Source organism: Bacillus sp. FSL P4-0334 (assembly GCF_038004825.1).
Classification (GTDB): Bacteria; Bacillota; Bacilli; order Bacillales; family Bacillaceae; genus Bacillus; species Bacillus velezensis.
In genome coordinates, this window is record NZ_JBBORX010000001.1 from 75206 (window position 1) to 93141 (window position 17936).

A 17936-nucleotide genomic window follows, 5' to 3' on the forward strand; every position below is an offset into this window, starting at 1 on the left:
TCATCCTTTTTCCCATTGCTCTATTTTTCCATCGTTTTTCACAATTGAAGATTCTTCAAATGAATTGATTAATATTTGAGTAATACCTGAATCATAGCCTAATAAACTTGCTTCATTGACTTTTAATTTTTTTAACACTTCCGGATATTTCAATATATAATTGATCAAATCCTGCATTATACTTCAATCCCCCTATTAACTACATATTTTTTCAATTTATCTATTTTACTGGTTTCAAGATTTAGTTTCTCTATAGCATTTTCACATTTTTGCTTATACAATTGGTGTAAAACTGAAACATACTGAGTAACACCTGCATCAGTTAATGTCTGAATAAAATTGTTTTTATCAGATATAAACTTAAGGTGTGTTTCTCTATGAGAAAACATACGAACCAATTTTTCAGAAGGCTCGTTAAACAGCCTCTTAAGGTACAAGTTGATTAACGTGTGTTTATCTTTTAAAATATCACTGCGTTTAGAGCTGAAAAGAGCCAGATAATCACTATATATCTGTTCAAACATTCCTTTGTAATAGGAATACGTTTCAACAGTTTCATTATACTTTCCAGTTGCTAACATAGTACCTGCCACATTGGATAGAGCGAATAGACTCCCGCATTTTAATCTAATGACCTCTAAACTTTCATCTTCTTTCTCTGGCTTATTGATTATATCATCGTGTTGTCCTTGCATAGCGTCTTGTGTATATTTCAGTATGTAAGAAAGAATAAAAGGATTCATGTTAATTGAATTAATCCCCTGCAGCCCTGCTGTGTATAATGAAAAAGCTGCGCTTAAAGCTTCTGAACGGTCTATCTTCATCCAAAGAGCTTGTTTGTTATCTTCATCTTCAAGATCATCAATAATATCGGCGGAAAGCGTAAGAATTTCAATTCCCGCCGCAAGTTTCTCAGCAGTCTTAAAATCCCTTCCGCCAAAAACTTCATAATGCAATAAAGCAGATTCAGCAAAGGTTAAATATTTTCTGGATTCAACAAACCCAAGAAGAAGCTGTAGTAAATGTTGATTGAATATGTTTTGCTCTATTATACTCTTCATTTTATTCTTGATTTGGTTGGCATCTAAACACATTTGCTCAATAATTGTCTTCACCCTCCCATTCTATTTTACTAAATGCAGGTGATGAAAGACAGCAGGTTTTTCGTTTTTTAACAATCGTATAATACTTTATCCATGAAATGGATAAAAAATGCACAAAAAAAAGACTTGTTTCCAAGTCTTTTTAAGAAATTTTCATTGCATATGAGAATTTATCGAGCTGATCAATGCTTTTGTTAATGTTTCGTAATGAGTCGGTTGTTTCTCTGATATCATTTTCAAGTCGGAATAATAATTGCTTTACTTCTTCTAATTTGTTTTCCACCGTTTCCACACTCCTTTTTTTGAAAGATCAATGAATTGTGTATGGTGAACGAGTCCTAGGTATTTGATCTGTTACTAATAGTGTAAACGTTTTTGCGGGATTTTTCACCGAAAAGTATGTGTAAAAGTATCTGCGTGACACCGCAAACCGGGGTAATCCCATAGTCCCGAACGGAGCATTTAGCGAACAGGACTATATAACTACCAGAAAGGCAGACGTTTAGGATGAAGCAGACCAATCTGGCGGTTCTGCTGTTTTTTTAACGGTTTTCCGACAAACCGGCAAGGACTATAGTCCCTGCCGTCGCAATTTCAAAACAGAATGGGCGAACAGCGTCGCATAACCACCGACAAACACCGAAAAGACCGCAACCCCCGCATTGTGGTCTTTTTGCATGTCATAACTCGTTATCACGCCGCCTATACTCATGTATAACGAATGTTTTCTCAGGAAGGAGGCCGCCGTATGCATTATGTGTATCCATGCTGTCCTGTTTTCGCCGCGCCATACCGGCATCCTGCGCCCAGTCCCCCGGTTCACGCAGATATTTTGACAGCGTCCGCAAAAGAGGCTGCGGGCATGCTGGAGGATGCCCGCCTGCTCCTTGCGCGGCTGTCGGCGTCAAAAGAGCTTGCGCGCCGTATCCTCACCGCAGCGCAATCATCTGACACCGCAGCGGTCAAGCGGCTCATTAAGCAGACCGGCATCAAAAATGACTTTGACGTGACGTATAATCCCGACGGCATCCGTGTCAGTCTGATCAGAGAGCAAAGCCGGTTTACCATCGCCCTCAGGTGGTCGGCTTAAAGCGGCTCAATCCACGATCAGCTGCCGGCACCATTCGATCGCCTGTAAGTAACATTCATACGCTTCTTCTTTGTTCAGTTCTTTTCCCCACTCGTCACAGTCCCAGTTGTTGCATTCAATGGCTTTGACGAACGCGAGCATCTTATAATAATCGTTTTCATAACCGAGCAGCGCCTGTCCGACTTCATCGATTAAAGGCAGTTCTTTGATGATATCCTCCAGCTCCCTGTGGAGAAGCGTATCGATGAGCGAAAACATGCCGATCAGCATGTAAGAAGAGGGCTGGGGCCTTCCGGTTCTTTTCGCCAGCAGTTCGCACAGTTTGGCCCTGATTAAGGAAATCTTAATGATTTCTTTTTGGCTTGAGTGGCTTTTCGCCGTTAAATCTCTAAATGAAAGAATGTAAATCAAGCGCTTAATCTCATTCAGCCCAAGCATCATGATGGCCTGCTGGATGCTGTCTATCTTTTTTTTCAGCCTTGTTTGCGATCCGTTTAAAAAACGCAGAATCTGATACGATAAGCTGACGTCCCGCTCTATGTATTCCGTCACACGCTGTATATTGGGCTGGTCATTGTTTAATTCGCTTAAAAGCTGGTAGTAAGAATGAAAATGAAACGTCAGATCATTTCCGCTGATGACACGCGGTTCACTGAAAAAATATCCTTGAAACAGGTGAAAGCCGTCTATGGCCGCCTGTTTATAATCTTTTCTCGTCTCCACTTTCTCCGCTAAATAAATCAGACTTTTACAGCTGTACGTCTGAATGATTTTTTTGCGCTCCAGACGCGAGGATTGCAAAAAGTCGATTTTTAAAATATCAATATATTTCATCAGCTGTTCCACTAACTCTTCATTTTCCGGATTGATGGCGTAAAAATCATCAAGTGCTAATGTATATCCTAATTTCTTCAGCTGTCTGCATCTTGAGATGAGTGCCGGAGTGATCGGTATGTCCTCAAGAATTTCGATAATAAGCTGGTCAGGATCAAAGGAGGTAGGGAGATCTGAAAACATCAGGCTTTCTGTAAAATTCACAAAGCAGCGTTTCCCCTCAGTCAGCTTTTCGATTCCGATGTTGATAAAGCTGTTAATAATGAGATCCGTCGTAGCCTTATCTCCGTCAGCGGCCGAATAACGGTTCTCTTCGCTCTCCCGGTAAAGAAGTTCATAAGCAACAACCTGTTCGTTTCTGTTGAAGATAGGCTGTCTCGCAACAAACACCTTCATTCATTTACCCCCTTAGATGCGGCCTTCGAACATAAGTATATCAAATAACTTGACGAAATTTGTCTAAATGTGAAAAATATTATCACAACAAAAAGGCCTTTCCAGAGAAAGGAAAGGCCGCTTTGTCTTCTATTCAAGTTCCCGTTTCAGCTCGCTTTTGATTTCATGAATCCGCTGCATCTTGTTGCTCCAGCAGTCTTCGCTTAAATCGACCGGATATTCTTCCGGCTTGCTGATCCGTTTGTATTCCTCCCACAGAAGTTTGAGGTTATCCTGCACGTATTGCTGGATGTCGGTAATTTCGGGATTATCATAGCATAAAACGCCGTTTTCAAATATCGGCTCATGCAAGTCTTTCGCATAGAAATCAGTGACGAATTTGCTGACGAACGTGTGGACGGGATGGAACATTTTTAAGCGTTTCTGATCATTTACCCGCTCGTCATAAAGCGCGATATAATCACCTTCCGAGTGGTGATTCAGCTTGTTGATAATCCGGTATACTCTCTTTCTTCCCGGCGTTGTCACTTTTTCAGGGTTTGACGAAATTTTAATGGTGTCGGTCAGTTTGCCGTCCTCTTCAATGGCAACAAGCTTGTAAACCGCGCCGAGGGCCGGCTGATCGTATGCGGTAATCAGCTTCGTGCCGATGCCCCACGTATCGATTTTCGCTCCTTGCGATTTCAGATTTAATATCGTGTGCTCATCAAGATCGCTTGAAGCAATGACCTTTGCGTCTGTGAAACCCGCTTCATCAAGCATTTCACGCGCTTTTTTTGACAGGTACGCCAAGTCCCCGCTATCCAGGCGGATGCCGATGAAGTTGATCCGGTCGCCGAATTCCTTTGCGACTTTAATCGCATTCGGCATGCCCGAACGGATCGTATCGTACGTATCTACGAGAAATACGCAGTCTTTGTGGGTCTCCGCATATTTCTTAAATGCCGTATATTCATCGCGGTACGCTTGTACGAGCGCATGAGCGTGCGTGCCGGATACCGGTATATTAAAACGCTTTCCGGCTCTTACATTACTCGTCGCGCTGAAGCCGCCGATCAAAGCCGCTCTCGCTCCCCACATAGCCGCATCCATTTCATGGGCGCGCCGCGTTCCGAATTCGAGGGCGTCTTCGTCACCGACAACGCCTTTAATGCGGGCCGCTTTCGTGGCGATTAATGTTTGGTAATTCACAATGTTAAGCAGAGCCGTCTCAATCAGCTGGGCTTCGATCAGGGGCGCTTCGACCCGCATAATCGGTTCGTTGTTAAAAACGAGCTCGCCTTCTTTCATGCTGTAAAGAGATCCGGTAAAAGAAAGATCCCGTAAATACTCAATGAAATCATCAGCATAGTGCAATTCCGTTTTTAAATAATTCAGATCGCTGTCGGTAAATTTGAAGTTCTCCAAGTATTCGATTGCTTTTTCTAAGCCCGCAAATACCGCATAGCCGTTTTCAAAGGGAAGCTTTCTGAAAAAAAGCTCAAAAATCGCTTTTTTCTCATGAATGCCGTCTCTCCAGTACGTTTCGGCCATATTAATTTGATAAAGATCTGTATGTAAAGACAAACTGTCGTCTTTAAAACCATGCTCCACCAAAATTGTTTTCCCCTTCCTTACTCTGCCACTTGCGCTCCGATGCTGTTCTTAAAATGGGACAGGGCCCATTCATGCCCTTCCGGATTAAAGCTGGCCACAGCGTTTTGATGAATGACGATCTGAAAGCCCTTGTTGTAGGCGTCAACCGCCGTGTGAAGAACGCAGATGTCCGTGCACAGGCCCGCAAGATGCAGCTCAGTGATCTGCCGTTCCCGCAGTTTCAGCTCTAAATCCGTTCCCGCAAAAGCAGAATATCTCGTTTTTTCCATATAATTTACGTTTTTTGCGTGTTTATGTTTCTCATAAAGAGGCGATAGCCTTCCGTACAGCTCTTTGCCCTCCGTGCCGTTGATATTATGCGGAGGAAACAGGCGTGTCTCGGGATGAAAATCATCGTCTGCATCATGCGAATCAACCGCAAAGACAACGTAATCACCGTTTTCTATAAATGCTTGCGTCAAACTGACAATCGTATCTTCAATCTGTCTCGCGGGTTCTCCGCAGGTTAATGCCCCGTTCTCTGCTGCAAAATCATTCGTATAATCAATGCATATAAATGCTTTTTTCATAGCCAGCCTCCCCGCCATTCATATGAAAACCATTATATCCTATCTCCACTTGTAAGTGAATTGGCATTGTAAAATGACAAACGGTGTTTTGCCCTTTTAAGATTTCAGGAGTGAGCGCTGAAAAATGTCATCCTGTACGTAAATGCCGTCAAGGTTCACGGCATAATCGGCGGCAAAAACCAGGCCGAGCGGCGTTTCGAATTGAAGATCCGATATGACGGAGCTTCGGACACCGGCAAGTGCGGCAAGCTTCATATATGGTGAATAAGCATGATACGGGAGCCTTCCGTTTATATAGAGCACCGCGTCTTTTCGGCTTTTCAGCGCCTGTTTCACTTCTTCATACGGCTGCTTTTGCAGCACCTGCCCCTTCGTCAGGGCAATGATGACTCTTTCACGCAGCGAGCCTAAAAATAAATGGCGTTCATCCGGTTTCGTCTGCAGAGGGCCGTACATCCCCTGCTGTAAATAAAGGTCAACCGTTTTGTCGCTCATCGGCCTGTCCCTCCTCAGCTTGTTTTACAATTATCGCCCCGGACGGGACGCGGTAAACCGCTTCGTTACATTTCAGCCACCCAATGGGAGATCTTGCCGGCGAGCTCTCCGGCGGGTTCTTCTTCAATCAGCTTGCTGAATGATTGTAAAAGCCGCTGCGCCAGCGCCTTTTTCTCTTCCTCATAGGAAATGATCGTGCTCCACTCAAGTTCCGGAACGGCTACAAGGGTATGCTGTTCTTTTTTATTTTCATGCAGATATACATCACCGATCATTCCGGACTGCACGGTAATATTCGCTTTTCTGATTTTCATAAAAAATTCCCCTTTTATAAAGACTGATTCTATTATACTACAAAAAAGCGACAGCCTCCTAAAAGGAGGCTGTCACGCGTTAAACCAATCAGGTTCGTCAAACACATCGATGTCTTCAAAGTGCGTTGTGCTGAATTTATTAGTGACTTTGACAAAATCTCCGGAATGAAACGCCCCTGCCCCCGCGCCTGAGTGGTCAACGGCTTTGGGAGAAATGGCAAACACGTCACCGAAGCTCGCCGCAGCGTCTCCGGCTAAACTCATAATATAAATCGGTCCCACAATTGCAGGCATACCCACACCTCCGCTTTTCTTTACAGCATTTTATGCGCTGCATCGGGAGTTGTGCCCGTTTTTATTTCGGCTTGCGGCTGTCTTCTAGCTTTGACCGCTGACGAAGTTTGATAAGCCGGACGATATTTAAGACGAAAGCTTTTAAAACCGCGTAAACCGGCACGGCCAGAATCATTGCGAGAATGCCGCCGAAACTGCCCGCTCCGATAAGCAGAAGAATAATGGTGAGCGGGTGGGTATTGAGCCGTTTCCCGATGACAAGCGGAGAAAGCAGATTCCCGTCAAGCTGCTGGACGACAACGACAACAATAACGGCAAACAGCGCCTTAGCCGGCGAATCCATAAACGCGATAATCACCGCGGGCGCCGCCCCGAGAAACGGCCCCAGGTACGGAATGATATTGGTGACGGCGATCACCATCCCGAGAATTAACGCATACTGCAGGCCGATGATCCAATATCCGATAAAGCATGCCGTTCCGACAAAGAGACAAATCAGCAGCTGTCCTTGGAAATAGGCGGCCAATGTGACATATAAGTCATTAAATATTTTGCGACCTTCCGCCCGGTAGGAAGTAGGCAGGATTTTAACCGCCAAGAGCGGAAACCGCCGGCCGTCCTTCAGCATATAAAACAAAATGAACGGAACGGTGATCACGACAAGCGTGATATTCGTAACGACGCCGAACACGGCCGACAGGCTTGCCGTAATATTTTGCGGAAGGCTTTGTAAAAATCCCGTCAGAGACTGCTGGATTTTTTCTATCGACACATAATCCTGCGTCATCATCCACGTAAACCATTTGGAATGGGATAATTGCGCCGTCAAGACTTGAATCTGATGAATGTAATCAGGGAAATTGTTAATCAGCCCCGTGACCTGGGAAGCCACAATCGGTCCGATGGCGGTGAACATAAAGGCAATCAGGCCGATGAAAACGAGATAAATGAGCAGGATCGCCAATGTCCGGGGGATTTTTTTCTCAAGCAGGCGCACGATCGGATTAAAAATGAAAAACAAAATGCCCGAGATCAAAATCGGAAAAAACAGAGTGGTGATAAAACCGAAAAACGGCTGAAAAATAAACGAGACTTTCGTTGATACGTAAATAATGAGCAAAACGAGCAAAATTTGCAGCGTCCAAAAATGGACCTTTGATTTCAACAAGCGGTTTCCTCCTATTGTCATGTGAACTTGTACTGTGATTGTACCAAAAAAAGCCGCCGTGCATCTATGTATCTCAAAAAAGAAGACGCACCGGGGTTCTATAGGGCCGCCTCCGGTTTGCGCCTTATTCGTGCTGTTACACGCGTTCGGTATAATCAGGCATGACGGAAACCACATGGCGGTTTCTGATATAAAATACACGGTCATGCGTTTCTTCAATGGCGATGTGATCCGGAGTGGCATCAATCAGCCGTCCTCTGACAATGCGTCTGACGGTTTGAATGATAAACCTTGAGCCGATAAGCTTATGGATGGTCTGATAAACGTAAGGATCCACTAACGAGACGATTTGCGGGCTTCCTTGATGGGCCATTTTCGCTGATCCCCTTTACTATGTTTTCCTTCAGCATATGCAGCGGACAAAGGCTTTGACACAGTACGTCTATCGGAGCGGAAAAGGTGTTAGTGAGCATGCGGAGTTATGTAAGCGGAAAAGGCCGCATGAGTGGCCTAGACTGAGCTTCTTAAGGGATATTGGGCTTGGTCAATTAACTGATCAAGCTTTTGGATTTGTTTGAGCGCGGCCGTGTGATCCATTTGGCGGTAATGGTGATGTCCGCCGGGTTCTTCATCGAGTTCATCCGCTTGTTTCACGATTTGCTGGAGCGTATTCTTGTCCAGTTCGCCTTCAGGCAGATAGGAATCGGTGTGAAGCAGAATCGCCAGCGCAATGTCCTTCGCCGCTTTCGGTTCTTCACCGAGCCGGATGAGCAGCTTATGCGCCCGTTCCGCGCCTTTAATGGCATGGATATCGTTTCTTCTGTACTTTTCATAATCCCATTTGCCGTCTGTGTACCATTCATAATGGCCGACGTCATGCAGTAAAGCCGCTTTCGCCGCAAGATCCGGGCTGACACCTGCTTTTACGGCAAGACGGTATGCATGAAACGCGCAGGCGATCGCATGGGCGACACCGGAACGCTGTAAATACTTTTGTGCGATTGGATGGGTGAAGACATCCATTAACGTTACATTTCTCATGGAAACCCCTCCTTAATATATTTTTAGAATCCTAACATAAATCGAGAAGAAACTCAATTCATCTGATACATTTCTTATACCCCTTATACGTTGTTTCATTCATCATATGCCGCCGGACCCCGAAGTGATTGTACAAACAAAAAAGAGCAGCGTAAAAGCTGCTCTACAAAAATTCTTTGATATCGTATATCCGTCCGTTTTCCGGCTCGCCCGCGATCAGTGAGTGAATGACGCCGGCGATGTATTCAGGACTTCTGAGGTTTTTCGTTTCTTTCAAATTGCGGAACCGTTCGATGTCATGGAAATCTTCTTTTGACGAAGAACGGATGACAGCCTGCATGTCTGTATCCATCACTCCCGGCGAGAATGAGATCATGCGGACCGGCAGCTCTTCATCTTCCTGTTCAAACCCAAATGTTCTCGTAAACATATCAAGCCCCGCTTTTGAGCTGCAATACGCGCTCCAGCCTTTATAAGGATTTTTCGCCGCGCCCGATGTGATGTTGACAATTGTTTTGCTGCCGCTGAACGCTTCGAAACGCTTTGTGAACATTTGGCTGAGCAAAACGGGCGCCGTCAGATTAAGGGTGTAGTGGCGGTTCAATTCTTCGGCGGAAGCCTCTTTCGCCCGCTTGATCGGTTCCACCATGCCGGCATTATTGATCAGTGTGACAGCGGAATACCGCTTCTTCTCAGCTTGATCAAGAATCGCCTTCATCTGCCGCCCGGTATCTGCCAGATCGGTTAAATCAACACTGTATTCTGTCAGCCCCTCGCGCTTTTCCCCGCTTATCGTTCTTGAAAGCGCGGCGACTTCGGCTCCTTCTTGAAGCGCCTGTTCCGTAAGCGCCCGGCCCAAGCCTTTTGACGCGCCTGTTATAAGAAAAAACTGCATGAAACTCCTCCTTTTTTTCTTATTTTACGGGCTGTCTTCCCGCAAACACAAGCGATCCGTTTACCGCTTTGCCTTTTCCTGCGCCGTGACTTTCGGGATCAGATAGATCATCGCCGCAATCCCGAGGAGGATCAAGACGGCATAAATGACAGGAAGCAGATAAGAAGTCTTTTTCTCTTCCGTTTCCACATCTGCCGAGGTATGCCGCACCGCAGGCTCGGCAAATGTGATACCCAGTTTTTTCGATTGCGCTTTGATCGTATTCGGCTCCGTGTCTGACGATGTAAACAACTTTGATATCAGTTTGTCATCCGGGTTTTCGGCCGGCTGATCAAAGGTAATATCCTTCTGTTCTTTCGGAAGCGCCGTTTTTTCCTCAGAGTAGGCATCGTCGTGCAGGTAATCCGTACGAATTTCAATGTCTTTCTTTTCATATTCATTCGGCTTGACATCAGTATTTTCCTCATTCGCGGCTGCGGCTTGGGGAAGGAGGAGGAAAAAGGAGAGAGCAAACAGCAGCAATCCTTTTTCCATGAACGTGTTACGCCTCATAAGACTGATCACTTTCCTCCGTTTTTTCCGCAAACAGCCGAATGACGAGCGGAAGCGCCGCCGCAATCAGCGTAATGATCGCAAGAACCGTTACCCCCATCGCAAACAGATGGCCCGTTCCGTATTGAATATCGATATAGACTTTCGAAACCGGACTGTCAAAGGTGAAGTTCGGCATAATCAGGTCGATCAAAGGCGCCACATAAAAGAGAATGAGCGCTGATGATGCGATCCATCCGGTAATCGAGCCGAAGACAAAGGCTGCCCGGATAAAAGCTGAACTCGCCGCAAGCAAGAGAATCGTAAAGACTGACCATTTAATCGTCTGATCGTCCGGAAGCGAGTAGATATTCAGACCGAACAGACTGATCATCAATCCGACCATAATGTTTAAAATCCCAAAGAGCGCGCCTTTGACAAGAAGCGGCGCCTGCTGATAATACGAGCTGAAATAGCCGATCAGAAGACTGCTGATCAGGACGATCACCAAAATGACGACCGGCGGAACATTCTGAACCCGGTCTTCCGGCACCTCTCCGCTGATTTTAAGCGGGTTGGCGAGATAATCGTAAACGTAGCCGTTTTCCTGTCCGTCAACGAGCGCGTTCCCTAAAATGCCGTACACGTCATTTCTGATCAATTTCGTGGAATCGACGTTTTTGCCCCAGTTGCTGTTCAGGGTGTCCGCTTTATGCTGGACGTCATTTACGCTTTGCTGCATATTGTTGGTATAGCTGATGATGCCGGACTGGCGTTCTGACAGATGGCCCATCGTGTCAGACATTTGCAGGACTTCGCGGCCGACGGTATCCTGAGCGCCGAGCGCCATCGTTCCGGTTAATCCGTCTCCGCTGAACGCGGCCGCTTCCTGCACAGCGCCTTCAGCCAGCTGATCGGATGCTTTCGCCGCGCTGTCTGAAATGCTGGCGAGCTCATCGAGCACTCCGGCTTGTTCATCTCTGATATAGGTACTGTAGTTATCCGAGAATTCGGTCATGCCTTTAATGAAATTGCTGATGTCTTCATCTGTCTGCATTTTGTTGTTTTTTAGATTTTCCCAGCTTGCTGTTTCTTCCGGTTTGATGGCGAGAACGGTTTGGACTTCGCCTTGCTGGGCTTTCAGCACCCTGTTTTTCACATCAGGCAGCGGGCCCGCGTCAAGAGAGTGATAGAGTGTCGCCTCATACAGGGATAAATCATTATAGTAACTCATTAAATCGGATATCTTTTTTGTATTAATGTCAGCGGCAAATATCTGTTCAAGAGCAGATTTGCGGCCGCCATCCAATGACGGGTAGTTCAGAATGTTCTGTTCTGTTCTTACAATCATTCTGTAAACGGTATTGAAGTCTTGTTCTCTCTTTTCTTCTGATTCTTCCAGCTTTTTCTTTAATTTTTCTGCGCGTTTTTTGACGTCATCAATCTGGTCTTTAAGGCCTTGGATTTCTTCATCAAGAGCATCGAGACGTTTTTTCAGTTCTTCATTATGAGTCTGCTGTTTCTCTTCCAGCTCTTTTTCAATTTGCTGAATCCGCTCTGCGGCTTGGTTCAGCCTTTCTTTCGCCTCAGATATGTCCGTGCCGCCGTCCCCTCCAGAATCGTTTGGATCGTCCGCCGGCTCATCAGCAGGCGGAGTGACGTTTTTAGCGGCTGTCGCGGTCTGGACGGTTTTTGGCTCCTGATCGCCTGTGTTATCGGAAGCAGGCTGCTCTTCTTTTGTGCCGTCTTCCGTTTTTCCGTCTTCTCCGGGATTCGTTCCGTTATTCGGATCGGTATCGCCGGAGTTTTCACCGTCATCGCCTTGGCCCGGTTTTTCAGGGGCCGGATTTTCTTTTTCCGGTTCTTTTAATCCGTCAGAAATGTGATTGATTTCAGCGGAGATGCGTTTTAACTCGTCACGCTGATCGTCAAGGTCAATTTTCAGATCGCCGGGTTTTTCTTCTTCCGGTTTTTCTTCTTCTTTCGGTTCATCCGAGCCGTCATCACCCGGGTCCTTTTCCGGAACGGTTAATGCCGGCCGATCCCTTTTCATAAGGGTTTGGATACTGTTCAGTGTTTCAAATCTTGCTTGAGCTTTATATTGAGTCAAATAATTGTCCAGTAAATTGGATTGAATATTCGCCATCCCGCGTTCCTGCTCAGGAACCTGCGCTTCTCTCACCTGTTGGGCGGCAAAAAGAGCCGATCCCGTCTGGTCAAGCTGTGTCTGCGCCCGGTTTATGCCTGAAGACAGCCCGCTCATCATCGTGCTGAACTGGTTGGCGGCCTGCTGTGCTTTAATGGCATTCAGTCCGGTTGTGATTTGCTTTTGATTTTGTTCCTGCGCGGCCATCAGCAGTTTTTTCTGATTTTCTTGATATTGTTTATAGCGCTCGACCGTGTCGGCAAAGTCTTTGAGCGTGGTTTTGGCTTCATCTGCCGAGGTCAATTTTTCTTTTGCCGCGCCCTGCGCTTCATTCATTGATTTTTTCAGTTCGTCAATCAGGTCTTTTTGCCGCTTGATTTCACCTGCCAAGTCATTGGAGCTCGGCTTGTAAAAGTTGTACATGACGTTTTGAAACTCTGATTCTTTATTGACGATCTTGTCAAAATCGCCTCGGACATTGTTCACTTTTTGCGAGACGAAATTCCAATATAATGCCGACATTTTTTTATTCATTGATTTTTGGGCGTCTTCTAGCTCACGCTGCACCTTTTCTTTGTTGACGGCGTTCAGGTTGCTTTGAATATTGAATGTCAGCGTGGCTTTTTGCGGACGCTCCTTGTCATAGCTTAAGATGTCTTTTGAAAAATCGGATGGAATGTAAACGACGGCGTCATACTTCTTAGCCGCCAGACCGTTTTCAGCCGCGCTCCTGTTGACAACCGTCCATGAATAATCCGGACGGCCGCCGAGAGCGGCCGCTACTTCTTTACCGAAATGGACGGATTCCTCTTCCTCATTTTCATCTGTTTGTAAGCCCATGTCTTCATTCACGACTGCGATTTGGCGGGTGGCGTTGATTTTTTGTTTTCCCGGGTCATCGCCGATAAACCGGAAAAACAGCACCGGCAGCAGCAGAATGATGACGACCGCGGCTATTAATTTGATCAGGCTTTTTCGTTGTTCAGTCATCTGACGGCCTCCCTTTCCGCTGAACATAAAGGTATTTGGATTTTTTGCTCCTTCCCGTTTTCAACCAAATAGCCGAAGCCCGGCTGAATGTCCGGTTCCTGCCTTTGGTAAGGCAGCGGAATGACATTTTGTTCGGATTTTTTCACAAGCAGCATCGCGTGGCGGATCTGTTTCATTTCCGTCGTTAAGGAATCATAGCCTTTTGAGAATTCGCTGTGATTGCCCGCCGGGATAAAACTGAAGCCCACATGCGCGTAAGATTTCATAAACAACGCCAGTTTGTCCTGAATGGCGGTGTCGATCGTCTGCTGGAATCTTGTAATGCCGTCGGCCATTAACACGACCGGAGAGAAACTGAGTTTGTGGACATCGCCATTTTTGACGGCCTGCGCATACTGAGCTTCGCGCTCTGTGAAAATGGCTTCTGCCGTTTCGATCCACTGCCGGACGTCTTCTTTTGTGTCCAGATAGCTGACCTTTGTTTCCTGCGCATACTGCGACAGTCCGCGGTCAATCGAGTCAAACAGCCCGACCCGTTCCGTACCTTCACGCAGCAGGTGATTCAACATCACTTTCAGAATGTTTGTTTTTCCACGCTGTGTCTGGCCTAAGATAAGGCAATGCTTATTTTTGCCCAGATCAAAGTACACAGGGCTGACCTTTTCCTCATGAAGCCCGACAGGAATGCGAAACGGCTCTTGATCCGGGCCGAGACGGAGTGAAAATTCGCCGGCCGTCAGCCTATCCGGAAGCATCGGAATCGGGTCTGGGCCGGCTGTTCCGGCATGGCGCTCAGCTAATGCTTTGACATCCGCTTTCAGCGCCTGGAACATCTCGAGGTCATTTTCCGCTTCAGCCGGAAGAAACATTTGCGCGAAATACAGTTCTTCTTTTTGGATCATGACGCGGCCCGGGATCGGTTCGAGACTGAACGGCGGACGCCCGTAAATGGAGTATCCTTCTGACTGATCCATTAAATAATGGACGACTTTCGTTTTTATGTTGTTTAACAGCGACTGGCGGACGGCGTTTACCCTCGTTGCGGTCAGCAGGAAGTAAATGCCTAAGCTTTGCCCGTCGCGTGAAATCTGGATAAATTCCGTTTCTAATTCATGCATTTCATCTTTTACGATGTCGAAATTGTCAATTGTGATAAATATAAACGGCAGCTCTTCTTCACTGAGCGAATTGTACATTTTGATATGGCTGACTTCTTTTTCTCTGAACAGCCGTTTCCGCCGCTCGATTTCTTCCTTGATGCGGATCATGAATTTTTCGATCTTTCTCATTTGATCCATTAAGAAATAGTCTGCGGTGTGCGGAAGCTTTGCCAATGGCAGAAGCGTGCCGTTTCCGAAATCAAAGATGTACATATGAAGCTCTTCCGGCGTGTATCCTTCCGCGAAGTTCATCAGGAAGGTGATGGCAGCCACTGACTTGCCGTAGCCGGATGAGCCGAAAATGCCGATGTTGCCGTCATCCATCATCGTATAAGCGAGAGGCGCCTGTCTTTGCTGATCAGGCTCATCAACGCAGGCGATGAAGAAGCGGTCTTTTTCCTGCGCAGGGTAAAGCGTGCGCGGGATACGTTCGGCAAGCGGCGGAAGCCACGGGCTCGGCAGCTTTTCAATGCCCATTTCATTTTGAATCCGCTCGATTTCTTCGACTACGGCTTCTATTTCTGCCGGGGCATCTTTTTTCGCCGCATCATCCGCATCCACCTCAGACAGCGGAATTAAGCCTGTGTCGGTAACGATGGCAATGTCATCCTCGGTGCCGTATACATCTTCCATATAAGGGGCGCCGCTCCAGGCAGACTGGAACTGCTCATACACTTCGTTATTTCCGACTTGCAAGTAGCCGCGTCCGGTGACCGTAATATTCGCCGCATCACTGTTTTTCAGGATTTCTTTACTGTCACTTGCATCCTGCACTTTCAGCGCGACCTTAAAGCGTGAGTTGCTCCATATTTGGTCGTCAATGATGCCGCCCGGCTTTTGCGTGGCGAGAATTAAATGCACGCCAAGGCTCCGTCCGATGCGGGCCGCGCTGACAAGCTCCCTGATAAAGTCAGGCTCTTCGCTTTTCAGCTCGGCGAATTCATCTGAAATCAAAAACAGGTGCGGCATCGGAATCTCCGTTTCTCCCTGTTTATACAGCTTTGTATAGTCATTGATGTGATTGACGCGATATTGATCAAACAGACGCTGCCGTTTTTTCAGCTCGCTCTTAATGGATGCAAGCGCCCTGATACTGAAGTTTCTGCTTCCTTCAATATTCGTGATGGTTCCGAGAAGGTGCGGCATCTTGCGGAACGGCTGGGCCATTCCTCCGCCCTTATAGTCAATCAGCAAAAACGCCGCTTCATGCGGGTGGAAATGAACGGCCAATGACAGGATGTACGTTTGCAGAAATTCACTTTTCCCGGAGCCGGTCGTTCCCGCCAGCAATCCGTGCGGCCCGTGCGCTTTTTCATGCAGGTTTAAATAGACGATGTCGTCTTTTCCTTTATAGCCTATCGGAACAGCCAGCGATTTTGCAGACTCACTTGTCTCCCACTTCTGTCTGATGCCGATTTCTTTTACTTCCTTCGCATGAAACAGCTCCAGAAATGAGACCGTTTCAGGAATGGAATTCGTCATCCCGACCTGATGGTGCAATGTCCGAAGCGTCCGGGAAAACCGCTCGTTGTTTGTCCGTTCATGCCTGTCCAGCTTAAACGGGATCTGCACCGCTTTTTTCTGCTGAATGAGAATGTCTCCCTCATCTTCATTAATGTAGCGGACGAGGGTGTGAATGTTTTCCGCCAGGCTTTCCTTCGTTTCCGCGGCGATGATTGCCGAGATGCCGAGATGCTCATGCCGGCCTTCGATGTATTCTAAAATGACGTGCTCTGCGATCAGCTGCTGATTTGTGATGACAAAGACAAAATGCGGCTGGAAGATCTTTTTTTCTTTATCTTCTTCCAAATCCCGCTCACGCAGCAGCTCGTAAATGGACGATAACAATTGATCGCGGGTCTGTTCATTGTAAATAAATCCTTTCGCATACATATGAGGCAGCTGAAATTGCGGCAGCCACTTCATCCATTCCCATTCCTTATATTCGTCCTCATGAAAGATAAAGACAAATCGCAGGTCATGGTAGCTGTTGAAGAACGCGAGCTGGCCGATCAGCTGATGAATTTCATTTTTGACGATCTGAGGTTTCCCGACAAGCCCCATCGGCCCTTCTTGTAAATCAACGGTCACGGGCGCATGGCGGATATCTTTATACACACGCTGCATGTGCTGCGACTGCTCCATCAAGTCATCCACATCACGGTTCGCAAGGTCTCCGCCGCTCATTGAAATCTCGTAGCTTGCCGGGACCGTGCCCGTTCCGAGCCGAAGCATCAGAAAATCCCTGCTTTCCAGCGATTTCTCCCAAATGCGGCCGCTGATTTCAGAAGTTAAATATTTCATTTTTTCAAACGGGGGAAAATGATGCGTCAGCACTTGCAGCTGTTTTTCCGACAGCATCTGAAGCTCTTTCCGCTTGCTTTCTAAATACTGCTTGTACACACGCTCCCGTTTTTCCTCCCGTTTTTTCCGCTGGTTTTTTTCACGGAAATACTGCACGGTGGAGGTAATGAGAGTCATCATAAACATCGCCAAAGAGACAAGGATGAATATGCCCCTCGGCTGTATAATGGCGACAACCCCCATTACAATCAGCATGACCAAAGGAGGCAGAATGACGAGCCACAGCCCCCGGTTATTCTGTTCGCTTTCCTGCGAGGGAAAGCTGAATGAAACGCGGTCTTCGGGAAGATCGTAGACCATGCGCGGCGTTCTTCGATATTGCGGGTATTTCTTTTTCGTTTCGGTGCTTGGTTTTACCGTTTTGGTTAAACCGGTTTGAAGCTTTTCGTGATGAACGACTTCTAAAAGGTCGTCCTCCGTCAGCCTCATACGCAGAAAATTCCACAGCAGCTCATCTCCCGTGCGGAGCCTTTCGGGAGCTTCTGCAAGTATTCCGTTCACATAAACGTCTTGGCCATCAGGGACGACAGACCAGCATCCTCCCGACTTTCGCAGATAAAAAGCCCCTGTTTGAGCGGAGGACGGCTCTTTGTATATATCCGCTTCCTCTGTTTCTGATGAGAAAACGATCTCATCCTTCCCGCCGATAAAATAAACGGAGGATTCTTCTTTGTCAGGGGTGAGCAGAAGCCGCATCGTCTCTTCTTTGATCCGGCAGGGCATTTCATTTCCTATTGTCAATTCGCCGGCATAGTTATTTCCCAGGAAAACTTCATAACGATCTGTTTCTTTTCGATAAAGGGTTGCGGCGTTTTGCCGTAACGGAAGTGTGCCGACCGTGATTGTATCTTTCATATCCGGACCGATCGTAATCGGCTGAGACGGTGGGAGTTCAGACAGCTGAATCTTTTGTACGTGCTCTCGGTAAAAGACCCATAACAGACTCATAT

17 protein-coding genes are annotated in these 17936 nt (G+C 46.8%); 1 reads left to right on the top strand and 16 read right to left on the bottom strand.

The window, feature by feature from the left end; all coding sequences use genetic code 11:
* From NSQ37_RS00395 to degQ, 3 genes are all read right to left on the bottom strand, one after another.
* Entirely contained in the window at positions 1-177 is a 177-nt protein-coding gene (locus NSQ37_RS00395) for a competence pheromone ComX (protein WP_007408675.1), read from the bottom strand.
* Positions 177-1061, bottom strand: a complete 885-nt coding sequence (locus NSQ37_RS00400) for a polyprenyl synthetase family protein (protein ID WP_032865221.1) — start codon at positions 1059-1061, stop codon at positions 177-179. The genes NSQ37_RS00395 and NSQ37_RS00400 overlap by 1 nt, the downstream gene beginning before the upstream one ends.
* Positions 1062-1245: 184 nt before the next feature.
* A complete protein-coding gene (gene degQ, locus NSQ37_RS00405; RefSeq protein ID WP_003152043.1) occupies positions 1246-1386 on the bottom strand; it encodes a degradation enzyme regulation protein DegQ in 141 nt (46 codons plus the stop codon).
* Positions 1387-1851: 465 nt separating this feature from the next.
* Between degQ and NSQ37_RS00410 the strand changes: the two genes are divergently transcribed.
* Positions 1852-2193: a hypothetical protein gene (locus NSQ37_RS00410; protein WP_025285192.1), complete on the top strand. Its 342-nt coding sequence runs from the start codon at positions 1852-1854 to the stop codon at positions 2191-2193.
* 6 nt (positions 2194-2199) lie between these two features.
* Here NSQ37_RS00410 and NSQ37_RS00415 read toward each other — a convergent pair whose 3' ends face one another.
* The 13 genes from NSQ37_RS00415 to essC all read right to left on the bottom strand — a co-directional run bounded on the left by NSQ37_RS00415 (position 2200) and on the right by essC (position 17934).
* Positions 2200-3423, bottom strand: a complete 1224-nt coding sequence (locus tag NSQ37_RS00415; protein WP_007408678.1) for an EAL and HDOD domain-containing protein — start codon at positions 3421-3423, stop codon at positions 2200-2202.
* Positions 3424-3552: 129 nt separating this feature from the next.
* The gene (locus NSQ37_RS00420) at positions 3553-5019 is read right to left on the bottom strand and encodes a nicotinate phosphoribosyltransferase (RefSeq protein WP_020954301.1); all 1467 of its coding nucleotides are present in this window, start codon (positions 5017-5019) and stop codon (positions 3553-3555) included.
* Positions 5020-5036: 17 nt separating this feature from the next.
* Positions 5037-5588: a cysteine hydrolase family protein gene (locus tag NSQ37_RS00425; protein ID WP_003152033.1), complete on the bottom strand. Its 552-nt coding sequence runs from the start codon at positions 5586-5588 to the stop codon at positions 5037-5039.
* A gap of 96 nt (positions 5589-5684) precedes the next feature.
* The gene (locus tag NSQ37_RS00430; RefSeq protein WP_003152031.1) at positions 5685-6083 is read right to left on the bottom strand and encodes a YueI family protein; all 399 of its coding nucleotides are present in this window, start codon (positions 6081-6083) and stop codon (positions 5685-5687) included.
* A 65-nt stretch (positions 6084-6148) separates the two neighbouring features.
* Positions 6149-6397 carry a YueH family protein gene (locus NSQ37_RS00435; RefSeq protein ID WP_003152028.1) on the bottom strand — a complete coding sequence of 83 codons (249 nt, stop codon included), beginning with the start codon at positions 6395-6397 and terminating at the stop codon, positions 6149-6151.
* A 72-nt stretch (positions 6398-6469) separates the two neighbouring features.
* Complete coding sequence (locus NSQ37_RS00440; RefSeq protein WP_100001588.1) at positions 6470-6691, bottom strand: spore germination protein; 222 nt, start codon at positions 6689-6691, stop codon at positions 6470-6472.
* Positions 6692-6752: 61 nt separating this feature from the next.
* Positions 6753-7859, bottom strand: coding sequence for an AI-2E family transporter (locus NSQ37_RS00445; RefSeq protein WP_015418110.1), 1107 nt, complete (start codon positions 7857-7859; stop codon positions 6753-6755).
* 136 nt (positions 7860-7995) lie between these two features.
* On the bottom strand, positions 7996-8232 hold the full coding sequence (locus NSQ37_RS00450; protein WP_003152023.1) for a DUF2642 domain-containing protein: 237 nt from the start codon (positions 8230-8232) through the stop codon (positions 7996-7998).
* A gap of 137 nt (positions 8233-8369) precedes the next feature.
* Positions 8370-8900, bottom strand: coding sequence for an HD domain-containing protein (locus tag NSQ37_RS00455; RefSeq protein ID WP_007408684.1), 531 nt, complete (start codon positions 8898-8900; stop codon positions 8370-8372).
* Between the two features lie 163 nt (positions 8901-9063).
* A complete protein-coding gene (locus NSQ37_RS00460) occupies positions 9064-9795 on the bottom strand; it encodes a (S)-benzoin forming benzil reductase (RefSeq protein ID WP_061581460.1) in 732 nt (243 codons plus the stop codon).
* Positions 9796-9855: 60 nt separating this feature from the next.
* Positions 9856-10329: a type VII secretion protein EssA gene (gene essA / locus NSQ37_RS00465; protein WP_341123042.1), complete on the bottom strand. Its 474-nt coding sequence runs from the start codon at positions 10327-10329 to the stop codon at positions 9856-9858.
* A gap of 7 nt (positions 10330-10336) precedes the next feature.
* A complete protein-coding gene (esaA, locus tag NSQ37_RS00470) occupies positions 10337-13462 on the bottom strand; it encodes a type VII secretion protein EsaA (RefSeq protein WP_160223247.1) in 3126 nt (1041 codons plus the stop codon).
* Positions 13459-17934, bottom strand: coding sequence for a type VII secretion protein EssC (gene essC, locus NSQ37_RS00475; RefSeq protein WP_160223248.1), 4476 nt, complete (start codon positions 17932-17934; stop codon positions 13459-13461). The genes esaA and essC overlap by 4 nt, the downstream gene beginning before the upstream one ends.
* Positions 17935-17936 lie beyond the last annotated feature (2 nt).